General features: G+C 67.4%; 17 protein-coding genes and 1 pseudogene. 11 read left to right on the plus strand and 7 right to left on the minus strand.

The genetic code is table 11. The annotated features are described in order from the left end of the window. The first annotated feature begins 137 nt into the window (after positions 1-137). Positions 138-1013, plus strand: a complete 876-nt coding sequence (locus ACIBI9_RS45335) for an SGNH/GDSL hydrolase family protein (protein WP_397232283.1) — start codon at positions 138-140, stop codon at positions 1011-1013. 234 nt (positions 1014-1247) lie between these two features. Here the strand turns inward: ACIBI9_RS45335 and ACIBI9_RS45340 are convergent, their stop codons facing one another. Together ACIBI9_RS45340 and ACIBI9_RS45345 are read right to left on the minus strand one after the other, a co-directional pair. Then, positions 1248-2138: a CHRD domain-containing protein gene (locus ACIBI9_RS45340; RefSeq protein WP_397232285.1), complete on the minus strand. Its 891-nt coding sequence runs from the start codon at positions 2136-2138 to the stop codon at positions 1248-1250. Positions 2139-2329: 191 nt separating this feature from the next. Continuing rightward, entirely contained in the window at positions 2330-2560 is a 231-nt protein-coding gene (locus ACIBI9_RS45345) for a hypothetical protein (RefSeq protein ID WP_397232287.1), read from the minus strand. A 185-nt stretch (positions 2561-2745) separates the two neighbouring features. Between ACIBI9_RS45345 and ACIBI9_RS45350 the strand changes: the two genes are divergently transcribed. Together ACIBI9_RS45350 and ACIBI9_RS45355 are read left to right on the plus strand one after the other, a co-directional pair. After that, the gene (locus tag ACIBI9_RS45350; protein WP_397232289.1) at positions 2746-3405 is read left to right on the plus strand and encodes a response regulator transcription factor; all 660 of its coding nucleotides are present in this window, start codon (positions 2746-2748) and stop codon (positions 3403-3405) included. Further along, positions 3405-4523 (plus strand): sensor histidine kinase, encoded by a 1119-nt coding sequence (locus tag ACIBI9_RS45355; protein WP_397232291.1) that lies wholly within the window; start codon positions 3405-3407, stop codon positions 4521-4523. The genes ACIBI9_RS45350 and ACIBI9_RS45355 overlap by 1 nt, the downstream gene beginning before the upstream one ends. A gap of 63 nt (positions 4524-4586) precedes the next feature. Here the strand turns inward: ACIBI9_RS45355 and ACIBI9_RS45360 are convergent, their stop codons facing one another. Further along, complete coding sequence (locus ACIBI9_RS45360; RefSeq protein ID WP_397232293.1) at positions 4587-6641, minus strand: ATP-binding protein; 2055 nt, start codon at positions 6639-6641, stop codon at positions 4587-4589. A gap of 198 nt (positions 6642-6839) precedes the next feature. Here ACIBI9_RS45360 and ACIBI9_RS45365 point away from each other — a divergent pair, with 198 nt between their 5' ends. Continuing rightward, positions 6840-7151 carry a hypothetical protein gene (locus tag ACIBI9_RS45365; protein ID WP_397232295.1) on the plus strand — a complete coding sequence of 104 codons (312 nt, stop codon included), beginning with the start codon at positions 6840-6842 and terminating at the stop codon, positions 7149-7151. A 174-nt stretch (positions 7152-7325) separates the two neighbouring features. Here ACIBI9_RS45365 and ACIBI9_RS45370 read toward each other — a convergent pair whose 3' ends face one another. The 3 genes from ACIBI9_RS45370 to ACIBI9_RS45380 form a co-directional block, all read right to left on the minus strand. After that, the gene (locus ACIBI9_RS45370; RefSeq protein WP_397232297.1) at positions 7326-8159 is read right to left on the minus strand and encodes a thioesterase family protein; all 834 of its coding nucleotides are present in this window, start codon (positions 8157-8159) and stop codon (positions 7326-7328) included. 893 nt (positions 8160-9052) lie between these two features. Next, the gene (locus tag ACIBI9_RS45375; RefSeq protein ID WP_397232299.1) at positions 9053-10294 is read right to left on the minus strand and encodes a hypothetical protein; all 1242 of its coding nucleotides are present in this window, start codon (positions 10292-10294) and stop codon (positions 9053-9055) included. Then, positions 10287-11405, minus strand: coding sequence for a HesA/MoeB/ThiF family protein (locus ACIBI9_RS45380; protein WP_397232301.1), 1119 nt, complete (start codon positions 11403-11405; stop codon positions 10287-10289). The genes ACIBI9_RS45375 and ACIBI9_RS45380 overlap by 8 nt, the downstream gene beginning before the upstream one ends. A gap of 1100 nt (positions 11406-12505) precedes the next feature. On the opposite strand from ACIBI9_RS45380, the pseudogene ACIBI9_RS45385 reads away from it, so the two are divergent. The 5 genes and pseudogenes from ACIBI9_RS45385 to ACIBI9_RS45405 all read left to right on the plus strand — a co-directional run. Next, positions 12506-12849: pseudogene (locus tag ACIBI9_RS45385) on the plus strand (glutamate--tRNA ligase family protein); the annotation flags it as partial. Next, the gene (locus ACIBI9_RS45390) at positions 12850-13653 is read left to right on the plus strand and encodes a phosphotransferase family protein (protein ID WP_397232550.1); all 804 of its coding nucleotides are present in this window, start codon (positions 12850-12852) and stop codon (positions 13651-13653) included. 102 nt (positions 13654-13755) lie between these two features. Beyond that, positions 13756-14517, plus strand: coding sequence for a GntR family transcriptional regulator (locus ACIBI9_RS45395; RefSeq protein WP_397232303.1), 762 nt, complete (start codon positions 13756-13758; stop codon positions 14515-14517). After that, positions 14514-15311 carry a hypothetical protein gene (locus ACIBI9_RS45400; protein ID WP_397232305.1) on the plus strand — a complete coding sequence of 266 codons (798 nt, stop codon included), beginning with the start codon at positions 14514-14516 and terminating at the stop codon, positions 15309-15311. Before ACIBI9_RS45395 ends, ACIBI9_RS45400 begins: the two co-directional genes overlap by 4 nt. Positions 15312-15415: 104 nt before the next feature. Further along, positions 15416-16081: an SDR family oxidoreductase gene (locus ACIBI9_RS45405; protein WP_397232307.1), complete on the plus strand. Its 666-nt coding sequence runs from the start codon at positions 15416-15418 to the stop codon at positions 16079-16081. Positions 16082-16155: 74 nt separating this feature from the next. On the opposite strand, the gene ACIBI9_RS45410 is transcribed toward ACIBI9_RS45405, so the two are convergent. Beyond that, positions 16156-16626: a hypothetical protein gene (locus ACIBI9_RS45410; RefSeq protein WP_397232309.1), complete on the minus strand. Its 471-nt coding sequence runs from the start codon at positions 16624-16626 to the stop codon at positions 16156-16158. Between the two features lie 130 nt (positions 16627-16756). Between ACIBI9_RS45410 and ACIBI9_RS45415 the strand changes: the two genes are divergently transcribed. Both ACIBI9_RS45415 and ACIBI9_RS45420 read left to right on the plus strand, forming a co-directional pair. Beyond that, on the plus strand, positions 16757-17269 hold the full coding sequence (locus ACIBI9_RS45415) for a hypothetical protein (RefSeq protein ID WP_397232311.1): 513 nt from the start codon (positions 16757-16759) through the stop codon (positions 17267-17269). Continuing rightward, positions 17266-17889: a leucine-rich repeat domain-containing protein gene (locus ACIBI9_RS45420; RefSeq protein ID WP_397232313.1), complete on the plus strand. Its 624-nt coding sequence runs from the start codon at positions 17266-17268 to the stop codon at positions 17887-17889. The genes ACIBI9_RS45415 and ACIBI9_RS45420 overlap by 4 nt, the downstream gene beginning before the upstream one ends. The last annotated feature ends 2 nt before the right edge of the window (positions 17890-17891 follow it).

The following is a 17891-nucleotide window of genomic DNA, read 5'->3' on the forward strand; positions in this document are numbered from 1 at the left end:
AACACCCGTCTGAGCTGTGAAGTGATCAGCGCGCGGTGCGATCGTCTCCGTCTGGCGGTCACAGGCAGCGCATGGCGCTCCGACGACGCCCCATCGTCTCGTTCACACCCGGACACCCCATGGAGCCAAGAACCCTTATGACCGGACATATCCGCATGCGATTCGCGCGGCGTATCGCCACGACGGCCACAGTGGTCAGCGCCTCGATCTCAGCCACCGCCGGCCTCGCCGTCGCCGGGACCGGCAGCACGACCGGTACGGCCGTCACCTCCCGCTACGTCGCCCTCGGCGACTCGTACGCCTCCGGCAGCGGCCTCAGCGGCCAGCAGGACTCCCAGTGCGCACGCTCCAGCAGGAGCCACCCAGCCCTGCTGGCCCTGGTCTACAAGTCCTCGTTCAAGAACGCCACCTGCACCGGCGCCACCACCCGCAGCATCTGGAACCACCAGGGCAGCAAACCGCCGCAGGCCAACTCCCTGTCCGCGGACACGACACTGGTCACCCTGACCATCGGCGGCAACGACATCGGCTTCTCGGAGATCATCGCCACTTGCATGTCGGGCGCCGCGAAAGACCGCAACGGCAACCCCTGCGAGAAGTACTACGGCGACCAGCTAAGGCAGCGGATCGAGAAGCTGTCCCCCCGGATCGGGGCGGTCCTGCGGGACATCAAGCGCCGCAGTCCCCGCGCACGGGTCGTGCTGGTCGGCTACCCCTCGCTGCTACCCGCCAACGGCGCCGGCTGCAAGTGGGAGTCCGTACCCTTCGCCAAGGGCGACATCCCGTACCTCGACCGCACCGTCTTCCAGCTCAACGAGATGCTCAGGCAGCAGGCGGCGTGGAACAGCACGACCTACGTCGACCTGTACACGGCCACCAAGGGCGCGGACATGTGCCAGCCCGCGAACAAGCGGTTCATCGAGCCCGTGATGCCCCTCGGCACCAAGTCCGCCCACCCCAACTTGACGGGGCACGTCATGATGACTGCCTTCATCAAGAGGATCATCGGCTAGAAGACATGCTGGGGCCGGATTCCCTTTGCCGGGAGTCCGGCCCCGGCTGAAGCGGGAGAGCCTGATCGCAATGACAGCATCTCAGGTGCCCCGGCCGGAGACCTCGCGTCCCATCGCCGCCGCCATCGCGCCCCAGCCCGGCTTCCGGTGTGACCATTTCGCCGGCGGGTGGAGCCTGTCGCCGGCATGAGGGAGATCACGATGGTCATGACCCCCCATGCAGAGCCGCGCCCGCTACCAGCCGCCCTTGGCGAGCTGGCCGCGGACCGCGCCGTCGGGGAACTCGGCGGTGTGCAGGTTCGTGTACCAGTTCTTCGGGCTCCGCTTGATGCCCTTGATGATCGAGGACGACGCGTTCACGCTGCCCGCGACGCCGGTGACACCCGCCGGCAGCCCGCCGGACGCGGCGAAGAAGTCCACCGCCACAGGGCCGTTCTTGCCCTTCCTGCCCCGATGCAGGTGGCCGTTGGTGGGCGCTGCGATGCCCTGCCAGAGGGTGGCGAAGTGGACTTTGCCGCCCTTGGGCCAGACGAGCCAGACGGCCACGCCGTTCTTGTCCCCGACCTTCTTGCCCGGCTCGCGTACTTCCTGTTCGGCGTTGGCCACGGCGCTGAACGTGGTCTTCGCGCCCACGTCCAGGAGCGAGTCGAGGTCCACCTTCGCCACCCGCCTGAGCTGGGCGCGTACGGCGCCGTCGGGGAACTCGGCGGTGTGCAGGTTGGCGTACCAGCTCTTGGGGTTCTTCGCGATGCTCTTGAGCAGCCCGGAATCCGCACGGGCCACGCCTGCCACGGCGTTGAGCCGGCCGGGCAGCTGCTCGCCGAAGAAGGGCACGGCGACCTTGCCGTTCTTCCCCGCCTTGCCCTGGTGAAGATGGAACGCGGACGGGGCCTCGGTGCCACGCCACTGGACGGCGTACTCGATCTTGTCCCCGGTGATGTGGAACAGGGCGAGCGCCCCGCCGTCCTTGTCACCCGTCCCCACCTCGTTGTCCCCGAGCAGGGTGGCGGCGAGATAGACGTCCACGGCCGTCCCCGCGGTCGCCGGGGCCGCCATCAGGCAGCCACTGGCCATGACCGCGGTGGCCACCACGGCGATCGCGCTCGAACGGTTGAACTCGACCATCAGATCCTCCCTGACGTCACGCCTTGTGACGCCGCGCCAAAGCATCGGATGGCGAGTTGCTCACTTTCCAGGCCACTCGATGCCAACTTCTGCCCGTTCCGACCCTTCGAGGGGCGCGACCTGGACATCCGGCCCGGATCGCCGATCGCGGCGGCACGCGCCCGCGCACTGAGGTGCGCGGGCGCGTGCGGTCATTTCGCCGGGACCGCCGGGACGGCCGGTACGCACAGCGGGCCGTCGCCGGGCTCCCGCTTTCCTGCGTCGGCGGCCGGAGCGGAGTCCGACCCGACCGCCGACGTCAGCGGGCCGGGGACTCCGCAAGTGTTGCCGTCGCCCTCCCAGGCGTACGCCACCCCGGCGGTGGTGAACGCGCCCAGGACCAGGGCACCGATCAGTACCGCCGGCTTGAGCCCTATCTTCATCGCTTCTCCTGTTCGCCGATGTTCTCGCTCGTCGGTGTTCGAGCAAGCCCATTGAGCCAGCAGGCGCATTCGGCCAGGGTTTGGAAACCGGTCCATCGACGCGGTCGGCGAGCGAACGCCGGCCGAATACCGCGTCGGCCAGGATGGGGCACAGGAGTGATGGGCACGGTGAAGAGAGTGGGCCGGTGCGGGTTCTGATAGCCGAGGACGAACCACTGCTGGCGCGGACCCTGATGGCGGGTCTGCGCCGCGAGGCCATGGCGGTGGACCTGGCTCCTGACGGGGCCGCGGCGCTGGAGCGGCTCGCCGTCACCGCGTACGACGTGCTGATCCTGGACCGCGATCTGCCCCTCGTGCACGGTGACGAGGTGTGCAGGAGACTGGTCGAGAGCGGTTCGGCGTGCCGCATCCTGATGCTGACCGCGGCGCGGACGCTCGACGACACCGTCAGCGGGCTCGGCCTGGGCGCCGACGACTACCTGACCAAGCCGTTCCGGCTCCCTGAGCTGGTCGCGAGGGTACGGGCGCTGCACCGGCGCCCGGCCCAGACCCGCCCGCCGGTGCTGACCGGCGCCAGGATACGGCTCGACCCGCACACCCAGCGCGTCAGCCGTGACGGCCGTGACATCCGGCTGACCCGCAAGGAGTTCGCCGTGCTGGAGATCCTGCTCATCGCCCAGGGCGGCGTGGTCAGCGCCGAGCACCTGCTGGAGAAGGCATGGGACGAACACGCCGATCCCTTCACCAACGCGGTGCGGATCACCGTGCACTCGCTGCGGCGCAAACTCGGTGACCCGCCCGCGATCCACACCGAGATCGGCTCCGGCTACCGGCTGGTGCCGTGATGGGCCTGCGCCCCCGTCTGACCATCCGGGCCTGGCTCACCCTGCTGTACTGCGCCACCTTCACCGCCGGTACGGCCGCCGCGCTGGCCATCGTCTACCTGCTGATGTCCCGCCTGCTCACCCCTGCCGTCGCCCCCACGCCGGCCGTTTCTCCAAGCGGCACGGCTCCCGCGCCGACCGGCGCCGGAACGCAGGTGCTCGACACGCTGCTGCTCGCCTCCGGGGTGGCCCTGGCGGTGTGCGCACTGGGCGCGGCGGGCGTCGGCTGGCTCGTGGTCGGCCGCATGCTCGCCCCCATCCGCCGGATCACCGCCACCGCGGGCAGGATCGCCGACGGGAACCTGGACGAGCGGGTCTCGCTGCAGGGGCCGTACGACGAGCTCAGGGAGCTGGCCGACACCTTCGACGGCATGCTCTCCCGGCTCCAGGCCGCCTTCGAGGGGCACCGGCGCTTCGCCGCCAACGCCTCGCACGAACTGCTCACCCCGCTGGCCACCAGTCAGGCCCTCCTGGACCTCGCCGCGGCCGACCCGCCGGCCTGTGACCTGTCCACGCTGCTCGCCGAGCTGACTGAGGTCAACCAGCGCAGCGAGCGGATCGTCACCGCCCTGCTCGACCTCGCCCGTGCCGAGAACGGCGTCGCCACCACGGCACCCGCTGACCTGGCCGGCTTCGCCCGCGACGCCATCGCCATCACGGCAAGGGAGGCGGCCGAGCGCGGCGTTGCGGTGACCGCGCGGCTCGCCACCGCACTGGTGGACGGCGATCCGACCCTGCTGCGCCAGCTCGCCGTCAATCTCGTGGTCAACGCGATCCGGCACAACCACCCTGGCGGCCAGGCCACGGTCGAAGTCGGCACCGACCGCCGCCAGGCCGTCATCAGCGTCACCAACACCGGCCCGCGGGTCACCCCAGCGCAGGTGGAGGTGCTGTTCGAGCCCTTCACACGCGGCACCGGCCGGGCCCGCCACCGCGACGCCGGGCGGCCCGGCGGGCATGGCCTCGGCCTCGCGATCGTCCGCGCGGTCGCCACCGCGCACCGCGGCACGCTCACCGCGACCGCCAACCCCGCCGGCGGCCTCACCGTGCACGTACGCTTCGCCCGTTCCGTTCCGTGAGCGCTCCCGCGTTCGATACCGTCCACCGCCCGCACTGGCCTGCGACGATCGGCGGTTCACAGCTCAGTGATGCCCTGCATCCCGCTGATCGGCGCCTGCCCCGTATATCTCCTGGCGCCACAGCGCATCGCAGATTCGCTCCACCCCGCCGGCAAGATGCCTGCGATACGTGCTGAACGGCAGCCCCAGCCGCGCGGCGACCGACTCCTGGGTGGACACGCCGCGCAGGTAGGTGGCCGCGACCGCACGATGGTGCTTCTCGCCGCCCCGCTCCTTGCGCAGCGCTTCGATGGCCTGGGTCAGTACGTCATGCAGCGCCGCACCGTGCTCGACGATCAACCTGCTGCGGGCCAGCGGATTCATCGCGAGCTCCGCCGGCCGCTGCAGCTCGCGCAGCGCGTCGCGCACGGCTGCATCGAATTCCGGCCGGTCCAGGACCACGAGTTCGGTGCGCCGGCCCGTGGCGGGCGCCTCAGGAACACCCGGCAGGCCCGACAGGATGAGACGGGTCCTCTCCTCCGCCCACGTCCATACCGGCTGCGTCCGCCAGTCGTATCCGAACAGCGTGTAGGTCAGGTCGCCGACTCGTGGCCGGTCCGCGACGCTCTCGAGGCCGAGACTCGTCAGGTACGGAGCCCAGAACTCTCCGGCGCGGACCGCGAGGTACGACCAGGCCAGCCTGGGCCCGGCACGGGCGACCTCGGCCACCATTCGCCACTGATGGAGATCCTCGACCGGCGAGATGGGACTGTGGGGGGTTTTGCGATACTTCCGCGAGGTCACGGAGAAGCGCGCTACGCCGAGATGCTCGCCATGACGCAGCGAGGCGGAGCTTCGGGTGTGCGCCCAGACCGTCTCGATCACGGGGTCGGTGTCTTCGCCGTACGGCTCGGTCAGCCGCAGCCAGGCGGAGAAGCCCACGATCTCGTCGTTCCGCGTCGACCGGCACAGCCGGAACGCCTCCGGCTGCCGGCTCAGCCAGTAACGCGCCAGGACCGCTGATTCCGGGCCCTCGATCTCGGCCGTCATGTCGATCACCGTGGCGTGGTCGGCCGGTTCGCAGCGGCTCAGCCACAGCTCGCCCTCACCACGCCAGGTGGTGTAGTCGGAGGTGTACCGATCGGTTCGGTACAGATACATGAACGCTCCCACGGCGGGCAGCATCCCGCTTTCCGGGGCCGTCTGGATCCGTTCGAAGAAGTGGCGGCGGAGTTTGCCGTGCAGTTCCGCGTACCCCTCGGGATCGCGCCATAGCAGGTCGGCCTCCAGCGCCTCACGGACCACGTCGTGCGGGAACAGGCCCTGCTGGGCGGAATCGACAAACGGAAGACCACGCAACCAGGCGAACATCTGCACCGCCTCGTCGCCGAGCACGGCACGCAGGAGCGACTCCGTGGTGAGATAGGCGTGGGCGCACACTTCCAGAGCCCGGCGGTGCACCGGCGTGGGCACCTCGCCGATCAGCTGGGGCAGCAGCGTCTCGATCACATCCCGGCTGGGCCGCCAGTCCGCCCTCTCCCCTTCGTCCCCCTCGGCCACCGCCGCGGCGAGCGTCAGGGCGAGGGGGTGGCCGCCGGTGAAGGCCAGCAGCGCCGCGTGCATCCGCTCCGGCACGCCACGCAGGCGCAGGAAGTCCGTGGCCTCGTTGAGGGCGAGATTCCGCAGGGCCACGGTCCGCAGCAGCTCCGCCCAGCCTGGATCGGAGACCCACCGCACGTCCGGCGGCTGCCGTCCCGCGATGACGACGAGTGCCCCGGCCGGCAGCCGGGTCAGGAACCTGTCCCGCAGCCATACCTCGAGTCCCTGGCATCGTTCGAAGGTGTCGACGAGCAGGACGGCGCGTTCGTCGGTGAGCACCGTCTCGGCCTCTTTCGCGAACGCCTCCGGAGTAGGCTCGATGAGCCGGCCGTCGATTTCCAGCACATGACGTCCAGCCGCTCGCGCTTCGGCGGCGAAACGGCGTAGCAGCATGGACTTGCCCGTGCCTCCGGGCCCGTGCAGGTACACCACCGCGACAGGCTTCTCGCCACCGGACAGCGCGGCGCGGAAAATGCCCAGCTCGGCCACCCGCCCCACGAAGGCACGGTCTCGTGCCGCCTGCACTCGGCCCTCTAACACGCCCACCCCTCCACTGCTCACCAGTCCCTTTCCGGCCGCTGCCGCACGCTTCGCGACACGTGGGGATCGCTTCACGATCGAGCGCGTTTCCCCTGCGACGGCATCCGGCAGGATGACCGGAGGTGTGCTGGTATGAGCCTGAGGAGGGGCGCTGCTCATGCTCACGACGATCGCAGTGGGCCGCGCACGTTCGCGTCGGTGATTCTTGCCTATCCGGTGGGGTACGGATTGCGTCAGATGTGGGATGGCCCGGCGCCTCCGGCCGAAGAACGCCTGCTGGGCCTGGGGCGCGACATCGCGTCAGTGGTCTCGGTGCTGTCAGCCATCGACTTTCCTGATCCAGTGCTGACCGATGTCCTCCTTCCAGCACTTGGACACGTACGCCGCAACCGCGTTGGCATCGAGGCACGTATCGTCGATCGGCCATCTGATCATCGCCATACCGCCACCGAGCTCGACATGATTGATGATCGGGAGGCGATCACACCGGAACGCTTGGGGATTTGTTGAGTTCTTGAAGGCTGTCAGGCAGTGGCCAGTCTTTTCATGGACCCGAAGCTTCTACGCACTGTTCCACCACCTGCATTCAGGGCGCTGAAGGGCCGCTCTGCTCAGCCGCGGTGTCGAGGAGCGTGACATCGTACGGCGGGCGGGCGCTGGAAGGTCGCCGGCCGCCGGACCAGGCTACGCCCGCCCCACCCGGGCCAGTTGCCGGGACTGCGCAACCAGACGTCCTTCCGAGTCCCAGATCTCGGCGTCCTCTTCCATGTAGCCGCCGCCGACCAGAACCGTGGAATGCTTCAACCGTAGCCAGCCCGGGGCGGGCCTCGCCCGGATGTGCGCGGTGAGCTCCAGCGTCGGCGCCCAGCCCAAGACACCGAGGTCGAGGCTGACCGGCGGAAGGCAATCGACGGCCAAGAGGAGCATCAGTGGATCGGGCTCACGATCGTCCGGGAACCTCAGCCAGCCCTGCATCCAGCTCTGGCCGGAAGGCACCCCGAGCGCCCAGCCCACACACTGGGGGTCGAGGCGTAGGTCCAAACGCTCCAGGAATGGTGCCTCCTTGAGCAGCTCGGGTGGTGCCGCCTCCGTACCCACGCACTTCTCGGGGGAAGGCATCCTCGGCGGAGCCGTGAACACCCGCACAGGATCGGCAGAAGGCTGGTCGGCCATATTGCCGAACGTCGCGAGGATACGCATCCGTTCCCGCCCGTCCTGTGCGAGGCAAGCCATCGCGCTGGTGTGACTTCTCCCGCGGCGGAGGACTTGCGTGCTCACAACGGCCTTGCCGGACTGCGCGGGTGAGAGGAAGTACGCACTCAGGGAGATGGGATCGGCGTGCCCCGACTCCTCCCGCAGATCCAGCGAAAGCGCGTGTCCGCCGAGGGCCATCAGCAGCCCACCGTGGACCCTCGGGCCGAACCCCCAGGAGGCGGCGTCCAGTTCGGCGTGGTGGACGGCCGCACGTTCGGCGCGGGCAAGCGCGATGGCTTGGTCGAATGTGCTTGTGGCGCTCAAGGTCTCTCCATGTGGTCAATTTGGCGAGCGGGGCAACGTCGGCGGAGATGCGGCTGAAGGCGCGCAAAGCAACTCTTCAGCGCCAGTTCCTGAACGGACCACCGCAGCTCCGACAGCCGGTCCACCTCACGCTCTCGCGCGCGACATGCAAGGCGTAGCCACCCGAAATGTGCGTGAGCATGCCGGTGCCGCCTCCCCGGGGAACCGCCAGGGCGGAGCGGAGCCTGCTGTTGTGGGCGCGCAACGAGGACAGCGCCGCGTCATGGCTTCGCCTTCCTGGGCAGATCGTGGTCACCCACATGCTCCTGTCTCAACGTGATGCCGCGCCCGTCACGCTGCCGCAGAAGGCTGCCCACCTTGAAGTGCGTCCAGGTGCCCACTACTGCTCACTTCGGGCCCTCCGCGCCCCCAAGGAGAAGCCACGGGAGCCAATTTCGGGAGCCGACGCCTTAAGGCTCCATCAGACTTCCCGCGTCCTCCCCAATGTGTTCTCTGAAGTGAGAGGCACCCCGATCGACTCGGGTCGACATCACCAGACTCCCTGGCCTTCCTTCGGGACGAAGAGGTCGTGGGTTCAAATCCCGCCACCCCGACAGCCAGGTAAAGGGCTTGATCCGCAAAGCGGGTCAAGCCCTTTACCGTTTCGGAAGTCGATGGAGCCATCTCACTCGGACTCAACCCCTCGGCTTGTAGCCGAAGATTGTGGTTTCCCTGAGATCATCTCACTTGGTCGTGTACGTTCCCGCTACGCTCGCCGACCGGGCACTCGCCGGTCTTCTCGGCAACATCGCCACCGCAGCGGTGCAAGGGGCTTACGCATGTCGATCATCGCGCCGTGGTATGCCGGGGCAGCCGAGCACTACGCAAGGCGACGAACAGTTACAGAGAACATCTCACTGTCTTTGCTTCGCAGCTCGGCCCAGCAGCCTTGAGATTTGCAGACCGGGCGGAAGGAGTAGTGGCGTGTACAGCAGGATTGACGCGATGAGGGTGGTCCAGAAATGTAGCCGCAGCGGGCCTTGCGCCAAGCCATGAACCGACCATCTCAGCAGCTCGGCGAGGATCGGCACATAGAAAACGGCGAAATACAGCAAGGCGATGACCAGGCCCCCAAGGTACACCCAGCGAAACCAGCGGGCGGTTCTCGCGTCGTTGGGATGGGCGTTGCCGAGCTCGGACTTCTGCTTCTCCGACAACCGGCCGAACGCATGAAGGAGCGAGAGATCCTTTATGCGCCAGAGATTACGGCATCCCATGGCCGTGACCATCACTCCATAAAGATCGGTGCGCATGAAAATCATGCACTGCCAGAGGACGCTCGCCACGCCGGTGAAGATGAGCGCGCTGACGATTCTGAAGCCGACCGGTGGCAGCGTGTACCACCCACTGTTGTGGAGGAGCTTGACGACAAGGAGCAGCGCGATGACGGTCGAGTCAATGGCCAGCCCCGCGAGTTGGGGCCCGAAGCGGCGGCTCCGTGGCACGCTCCACAGCTGAGAGAGATCCGTTTCGAATACGAGAAAATACAGCCGGCGGTCCACGCCGAAGCGTGCGGTCAATCCGAGTGAGCGGGCGGCCAGCCAGTGCCAGACCTCGTGCAGTCCTGTGGTCAGATAGACGAAGGGAATCAACAGCAGCATGCTGAGGCCCTGGTCCGCAACGATGAAGACATCCGCAGGCTTTGGCCGCAGATCTGTTCTGAAAGCGAAGCAGATCAAACAGAAGAAGGCCGCCGCCGCGTAACAGCACCACGCGGCACGCGAGAACAGAGGCCGCACGAGTTGTGGCGCAGGGCCGGTCAACCAGCGCCGATGTTGAATGGGCGCGGTACGCGGAGGCTCGGCTTGCGCCGCAGTGTCCTCGGCCACGAAACCGATGTCACGGAGACCTGCCACGAAAGACGCCACATCGACCGGCTCGCCCGCATGCCGGGCCGCCTCCACCGCGGCTTCATCGATGGTCGCGCCCTGCTGCAGGGCTCTGATCACCACTCCACCGATCATCGGCACGGTGATGAACGTCCCTGTCTCCGGATCGCCGACCAAGACGTCATCGCCTTCGTCAACCAGCGTGAGGGGCCGCAGCCGGACCGATCCCGTCATGTGAATCGGGTCGGCGGAAGTCCCCTCATTCATGAGATCCGGCCTCGAGCCGCTTGCGCGCCAGATCACAAAGTACGCAGGCCGGGTCCGGTTTCCAGGCTTGACGACGCGGGTGAATCCCCTCGCTGATCTGTATCCTGACCTGAGCTCCGGAGGCGTGAGGGGGCTCATACCCGGTGAGATAGCGCAGTGCTTCGAAGGCCACCAGCGAGCCGATGAGCGCCGCCGCGGGCCCGATCCCTCGATTGAGCCTGGCCAAGCGACTCCCAAGCCTGCTGCCGATGAGGTCCTCGTCATCACCGGCGAGCAATTCTGCGTAGGAAGTGTCACGGCACGCCAGACATGGACTCCGGCCGGGATCAACAGAGAAGTATTGCAGTTCTGTGCCCAGCATTCCGCCTCGGACCCATGGCACGCCGGCTCTCACGCAGGCCTCGTTGACCCATTGGTCCACGGCGGCAGGCTGATCGACACCACTGACGACGAGGGAAACCTCCGGGAGCAGGTCCGCAATGTCGTCCGGGCCGCAGATCTTCCGCTCCACCGCAGCGACATCGATCCGTGAATCGTAGTCCTGGACCCAGGCCATGGCTCGTTTGACCTTGGAAGATCCGAGGTCGGACTCGCGATACAGAAACTGGCGCGCGAAATTGCGCGTCTCGACAATGTCATGGTCGAGTAGAGTCAACCGGCCCACGCCGAGCCCGGCCAGGCTTTGCAGCACGTTCGACCCCAGTCCGCCGGTGCCCAGTTGGAGCACGTGTGCGCGAGCCAAGCGGCGCTGCATCTCAGCGGCGCTCACGTCCAGCGTGGCGAAGGCCGAGAAGAACGCAAGATTGCTGTAGTAACGCTCACCGCCATCAGGCGACATCGGCGTGGCATCATCGTCGACGTCATAGAGGAGTCGGAGAGAGTCAAAGACGGATAATGCGGCTTGAAGCTGGTCAACGGTGGCGCGGACACCACGCCGAGTGAGATTTTCGTGAAGCTCCGGCAGAGTCTGAGGTCCGTGGGACAGCGCCACCAGCAGCTCCTCGGCCTGGCCGTCAGGATCATGCAGCGTTATCTGTCTGCTCGGGTCGCAGACGACGACAAGAGTGTCGGAGGACCGTTCCCACACGGTCTGCTTCAGGGAGATTCTCATACGGCCCAGCCATCCTCGCGAGCATCATTCAGCGAGCCCAGTTCAACCTGATTGTCGGAATGTTTCCGGTGGGAGTCGGATGACCCCACCGGAAACACATGGTATTAGCTGTCCGTCGGCTGGCTGGTCGCCTTCACCGGCTCCACCTTTCGAATGGTGATAGTCATATCGCACCTCCATTCCAATTGCTCAATTGCGCGCCACATGCTGCCACGGGCCAAAGAGAGCTGTCAATTCTGTGACGAATATGCGGGCTTGAGCTCACGGCGCCAAATCGAGTCATGCCGACAAGACGTACGGTGGGCGCTAATCGCGAAAGCCATTCGTACGCCATCGCTCAACAAGCGCCGCCGACCATGGCCCGACGTAGTGAGAAGTACTCAAGGCAGCGAGACGGCACAGTCCGCGCCGAGGCCATCATGCTTCCTACGCTCATTTTTGGTCTCACTCTATTTGAGAGTAACCCCAGGCAGATGATGGCGATATCCGAAAGGCGTCTGATTAATTGCGTTTCAGGGATAGCGGGAGGACGAGATTGCGCCGAGCCGCGGCGGCTGACACCCAACACATATGGCGTAGTTCGTCCTCGGCCTCGATGACTCAGGGGATAGTCGTCTCGGCTGACCTGTATGGCCGGCGGAGTTTCCGCGTAAGTACTGACGATCTCGCGGTGGGGGCAGGCGTTTACCCCCGTCTGCCTGGGAGATCGCCATGACCGAGCGGCTTCCGGTCGATCCCGCGCCCGGCCCGCTGGAGGAGTATCTGGCGCGGTTCGACGGCCTGCTCGTCTCGCGGGCCCCGCGGCGGACGATCCGTGACTACGTCACCGCGCTGCTGCCGTCGACGGCCAAGCCGCGCAGGTCGATGTCCATACAGCTCTGCCCTACCGCCGGTTCCGCCTGCGGGCACGCCTCTTGGCGCGCCCGCGAAGAAACCTTGAGCAAGCCAGGAACCCAGAGGCGGCCCGGCCGGAACAGGACGACGGCATCCCGCCCGCTCGGCAGCAGAAAATTGCCGGGCTCCTGGCAGTCTGATCGGTGGAGTTGTGCGGCGTGTCAGCTTCTTCGGTTCGTGTGCGTTTCGCTCCTTCTCCTACTGGGATGTTCCACGTGGGTGGGGCGCGGTCGGCTCTGTACGACTGGGCCGTGGCACGACAATCCGGGGGTAAGTTCGTGCTCCGCAGTGAAGACACCGACACAGCGCGTAACCGGCCGGAGTGAACCCAGGGCCTCATTGACGCCCTGGCGGCGATCGGGATCAGCACTGCCGATCCGTCCTTCGAGGGTCCATACTTCCAGTCCGACAACGCCACGCGACACCGGGAAGCGGCCGGGCGGGCGTACTACTGCGACTGCACCCTCGAACAGCTCAAAAGGCGGACCGGGTCCGAGGGGGTACGACGGGTTTCTGCCGTGAGCGCGGGCTGGACTTCGCTGAAGGGCGGGTGCCCGCCGGCGAACTGCTGGAGATTGCCGACGCCCTCCTCCCCGGCCACTCCCTCGACTCCGCCCGGGTCACCGAGGGCAATCGGACTCATCCCAGGAACAGCGGCTGTACGAGTGAGCAAGCGGCCGTCGTCGGCGGAGGCGATGCCGCGCCGCATGGAGGTGTTGCGGGAGATCGCCGACGCCGGGCTGCCCTTCGCGGTGCCGGAGCCGCTCACACCCGTGACCCGGTTCGCCGGTACGCGACGGTCGCCGTTTCGTGGATCGACGGGGAGGCGCAGCCCGAGGGGCAGGGCGACCCGGATCAGATCGGAAAGTTGCTACGTGCCGTGCGCGAGGTCCCCGTCACGCCGCGCCTGCGGCAACTGCTCAACGCACCCAGGGAGAAGGGCTGGGCCGAGGTTCTGGCCGGGCAGGTGGTGCCGCATCTGCCGGACAGGTGGCGGGATGAGTGCCGCCGGCGTCTGGAGGCCGCATCGGCCCTGGAAGCCGTATCGGATGCGGTGGTCCATGGCGACCTGGGCGGCACCAACGTGCACTGGGGCCGGGACGGCAAGTTGATCGGCGTCCTCGACTGGGACCAGGCCCACCTGTTCGACTCCGCCATCGACGCGGCCCTGATGGCCTGGCGCGGCTGGGACACCATCAGGATGGCCGTGGACGCCGAGACCTACCGGCGCGCCCGCGCCTACGACGCCCCATTCGGGGTCGGGCATCTCGTCGGGATCCTTGACGGCCGTCCGCTGACGAACGTCGAGGGGTACGTGCGCAGCATCGTCGCCTGGCTTGAGACATCCGCCTGAGAGGTGCTTTAGCTTTCAGCATCCCTACGCTCTGTCATTTTGCGGTCACCATAGGGTCTCTTGGTACGGTGAGTACGTACAAGTCGTCCAAGGAGAATTCAAGTGCCCGCCGGATCCGACCCTCGCGCGCTGTACGAACGCGTCGCGGACACCCTGCGCACGTCGATAGAGCGAGGCGAACTGGCACCAGGGGACACGGTGCCGCCAGAGCAGGAATTGGCAGAGAGACATGGCGTGTCGCGTCAGACGGTGCGACAGGCGTTGCAGCAGCTCACCAACGAGGGGCTGCTCAGCAGTGGGCGAGGCCGCGGCCGTACCGTGCGCTCACAGACGCGCCTGCGCTGGCGCCTCTCCCACTTCGAGCACCGGGCGAGCCACAGTGCCGACGCGGACGCGTGGGCGGCCGAGGTCCAGGACCAGGGCCGCGTCCCCCTGCAGGAAGTGAGCGTCGGCCTGGAGATCCCGCCGAAAACGGTGGCCGAACGCCTCAGGCTCGACGCCGAGAAGGACATCGTGGTGGTCCGGCGCAGGGTGCGGTACGTGGACGACGTTCCCTTCCAGGTGGCCGACAGCTACTTCCCGGAGGACCTTGCCAGAGGGACGGCGCTGATGCAGCCGAAGAACGTGAGCGCCCCCGGTGGCCTGCTCGCGTCCATCGGTCACCCTCAGCGACGGCTGGTGGACGAGATCCAGGTCCGGATGCCCACCAAGGACGAGTCCGCCCGACTCGGGCTACCTGCGGGCACGCCGGTGGCCGAGCACATGCGCACCGGCTACGACGCCGAAGGCAGGCCGGTGCGCGTGATGGTCACGGTCGCACCGGGAGACCGGCACACGCTCGTCTACGAACTCGATGCTTCATGACCGTGGCCGAGGCCGTGGACCTTTTCCACGGCGACCCCATGACGCAGCCGCTGACCTACCCGGGACGCACCCCTGCCACCTCCGGCATGCTGATGGACGGCGCGTACCTGCAGTTGCGCTTAGAGGAGTCCGCCCCGGCGGACGACTGGCAGGCCGGAGACGAGACGCTGGGCGAGCTCCTGGCGCGCCTCGGCCGCTCCCCTATGTCGGAGCGCCACCCGGTCGTCGCCGTGGGCTCCAACGCCTCGCCCGGTCAGCTGCGCCGCAAGTTCGCTGGCCGCGGGATCCCGCCGGTCGTCCCCATGACGCTCGCCGACGTGGACGGCCTCGCTCCGGGCGTCTCCGCGCACGTCAACCGGTGGGGCTACGTGCCGGCCGTGCCGGTGGAGGCCCCGGGCGAGACCTCGCGGCTCTTCGTGCTCTGGCTCGACGAACGCGAGCTGGCCGTGCTCGACCTCACCGAGCCGAACTACTGGCGTCGCCGCCTGCCCGCCGAGCGCCATCCCGTGACGCTCGACTCCGGAGGCCCGCTCCCGTCCTGCTTCGTCTATGTCGGCAGGCATGGGTGTCTGGTGGACGAGACCGGCGAGGCCAGACGGCTCGCGGATCAGCGGGCGCTGATCCAGTGCCTCCTGGACGAGTCGCCCGAGCTGCGCCGGCTGTGCGGGAGCACCCCCGAGGAGTTCATTGTCTCCGTACGGGACGAGGCGCTCCGTGACACGGTCTACCGGCTCTTCCCGGCAGAGCGACGCACGATGTCCCAGCCTGCCCTGGCGGACCTGCCGTCACATTAGCTCGCACCGGACTGCTGGGGGCGTCGTACGTCATCGGTTTCGGTCTGGGCAGCCATCAGCGGATTTATTGGCTGCTGGTGGGCTATGCACCCTACGGTGTCGCCGTGAAGACAACGCTGATCACCGGCGGCGCGAGTGGGATCGGGCTCGCGCTCGCCAAGCGGTTGGTCGCCGACGGCCAGGCGGTTGCCGTCACCGGCCGCGACGAGGCCAGGCTCGCCCAGGTGCCTGGCGTGTTACGCCTGCCGGGGGACGCCACCGACTACGACGCCGTACAGGATGCCGTGGCGGCGACCGTCAAGGAGTACGGCAGGCTCGACCACGTTGTCGCCAATGCCGGCTTCTCCACCCACGGCCCGCTCACCGAGACCGACCCGGACCGGCTGCGGGACATGGTCCTCACCAACGTGCTCGGCCCCGCCCTGCTCGTGAAGGCGGCGTTGCCCGCGCTGCGGGAGAGCCGCGGGCGGATCGTGCTGGTCGGCAGCGTCGCCGGGTTCATCCACTCGCCGGGCAACATGTACTCGGTGACGAAGTGGGCGGTGACCGCGCTCGCCGAGAACACCCGCATGCTCGTGACCGGCGACGGCGTCGGCGTGACGCTGGTCGCGCCCGGTCGCGTGGACACCTCGTTCTGGCCGGACGGCCGCCCCGCCGGGCCGCTGCTCACCGCTGACAACATCGCCGACGCCGTCGCCTGGGCGCTGGCCCAGCCCGAAGGCGTGGACGTGAACACGGTCGTCGTGCGCCCCACCGGCCAGCCCACGTGATGCCCGCCCTCCGCTCCCGCTTTTCCGGCGGCAGCCTGGGCGGGCCGACCGGAGTTCGCCGGCGGCCGCGGGCGTCATAGGTCGGGGAGGTCGTCGCCGAACGACATGTGCTCGGTGACGATGCCACAGACGTACAGCAGGGAGCGCAGGGCGTCATCGGCGAGGACGCGTTGGGTGGAGATGACCTTCCGGATTCGCTCTGGTGACACGACGTTGCCGGTGGCAGCCTTGATCCAGACAGCTATTTCCTGGTGAAGGTCGGCGTTCTGGGCACAGGCGACTTCGGGCAGCGGAGCGTCGTACGCCTCGGCGCAGTGCTCATTGAGATACAGCTCCCAGCGAGTCTCGCCATCGGCCGCCCCCATCACGTGCGCAAGGTCGCTGTCCAATACAAAGGCCAACAGCGCGGGCCCGCTCGTCCGCGCCAAGACGGCTTCAGGATCGCCGACCGCCAGAATCTCCGTCTCAGCGACCGACCATCCTGGGGCAACCGCTCCCTCCCATCGATCCGGACCCCAGGCATCGCCTGCGGGAAGGACTTTCACGGCGTCGCTCGATGCTTGACATGCGAGGTAAGCGGCCCATGTGCCCACGGAATCCTCCGACGTCGGGTGTGCATAAGTCAGCGACCTTACCGAGATCGCCCGGCCGGCCGTTCCGGCTGGCATGCTGTCGATGGGGAAGGACATCGAGAGCGGAAAGAGGAAATCATCCTTGGGCGACAAAACTCGACGCGCGGTGTACGCCTCTCTCTTGACACTTGCCGTGATCACCGTCGCTGTGACCGCAGGAATGCTGCTCTTCAACTCGGCCTTGGACAGAATGGTAGAACAGGGGAACAAGTCACGGGAGCACTGCGTCGCTGCGGCGAAGAAGGATAACGAGGCCTTGCTGAGAGCCACCCGCGACCTGTTTCCCAAGGGCAGTGTCAGCAACGTATACGCCTCCGACTCGTGCGACTCCGCAGAGGGTGGATCGGTCGATCTCGACGTATTCTCCGGGACCAAGAAAGAAGCTCTTGAAGGGTTTTACGCGGCAGGATGGTCCGAGGTTCCACCCGGCGACCAGGCGTGCAAAGGCTGGGACTGCTCCGGCGGGGCCATGAAGTCCATCGACGGACGAGTGATGTACGTCCTGCTGACCCGCCAGGGCGAGAGCAAGATCGAAGCTACCCTGGTCTACTGGTGAGCACGAACCCCGCCGTCGAGCAGCGCATCGCCCAGGCGCTGACGGAGAATGCCGAATCGTTGGATCTCACGAATCTCCGGCTCGAACGGGTTCCGGAGTCCGTGAGGGAGCTGACCGGCCTCACCCGGCTGCGCTTACCTTTCAACCGGCTCGCGGAAGTCCCGGCTTGGCTGGGAGAGCTGGGCTCCTTGCATGAGCTCAACCTGACCGGAAACCGGCTCCGTAGCCTTCCTGACCCGCTCGCGAGCCTCGTTTCCCTGCGAGAGCTCTATCTGGCCGGGAACGCCTTCAAATCCGTCCCGCCCTGCCTGCGGAGCTTCGGCTCGCTCAATGTGCTCGACCTGAGCGACAACCACATCACCGTGATTCCCGAATGGCTCTGCGAATATCCGTTCCTCACGCTTCTCGACCTCCACGGGAACCTCCTGGAAAGCCTCCCAGCCTCCCTCGGCGACCTGTCGGCGCTGACGCGCCTGGACGTCGCGGACAACGAGCTGTGGGACCTGCCGGAAAGCCTGGCGGGCCTGAGCGCGCTGGAGGAGCTGGACGCCTCCGGCAACAACCTGGACGAGGTCCCGGAATGGGCGCAGCACCTGATCGACGAAGAAGACGAAGACTGACC

This window comes from Nonomuraea sp. NPDC050451 (assembly GCF_044458585.1).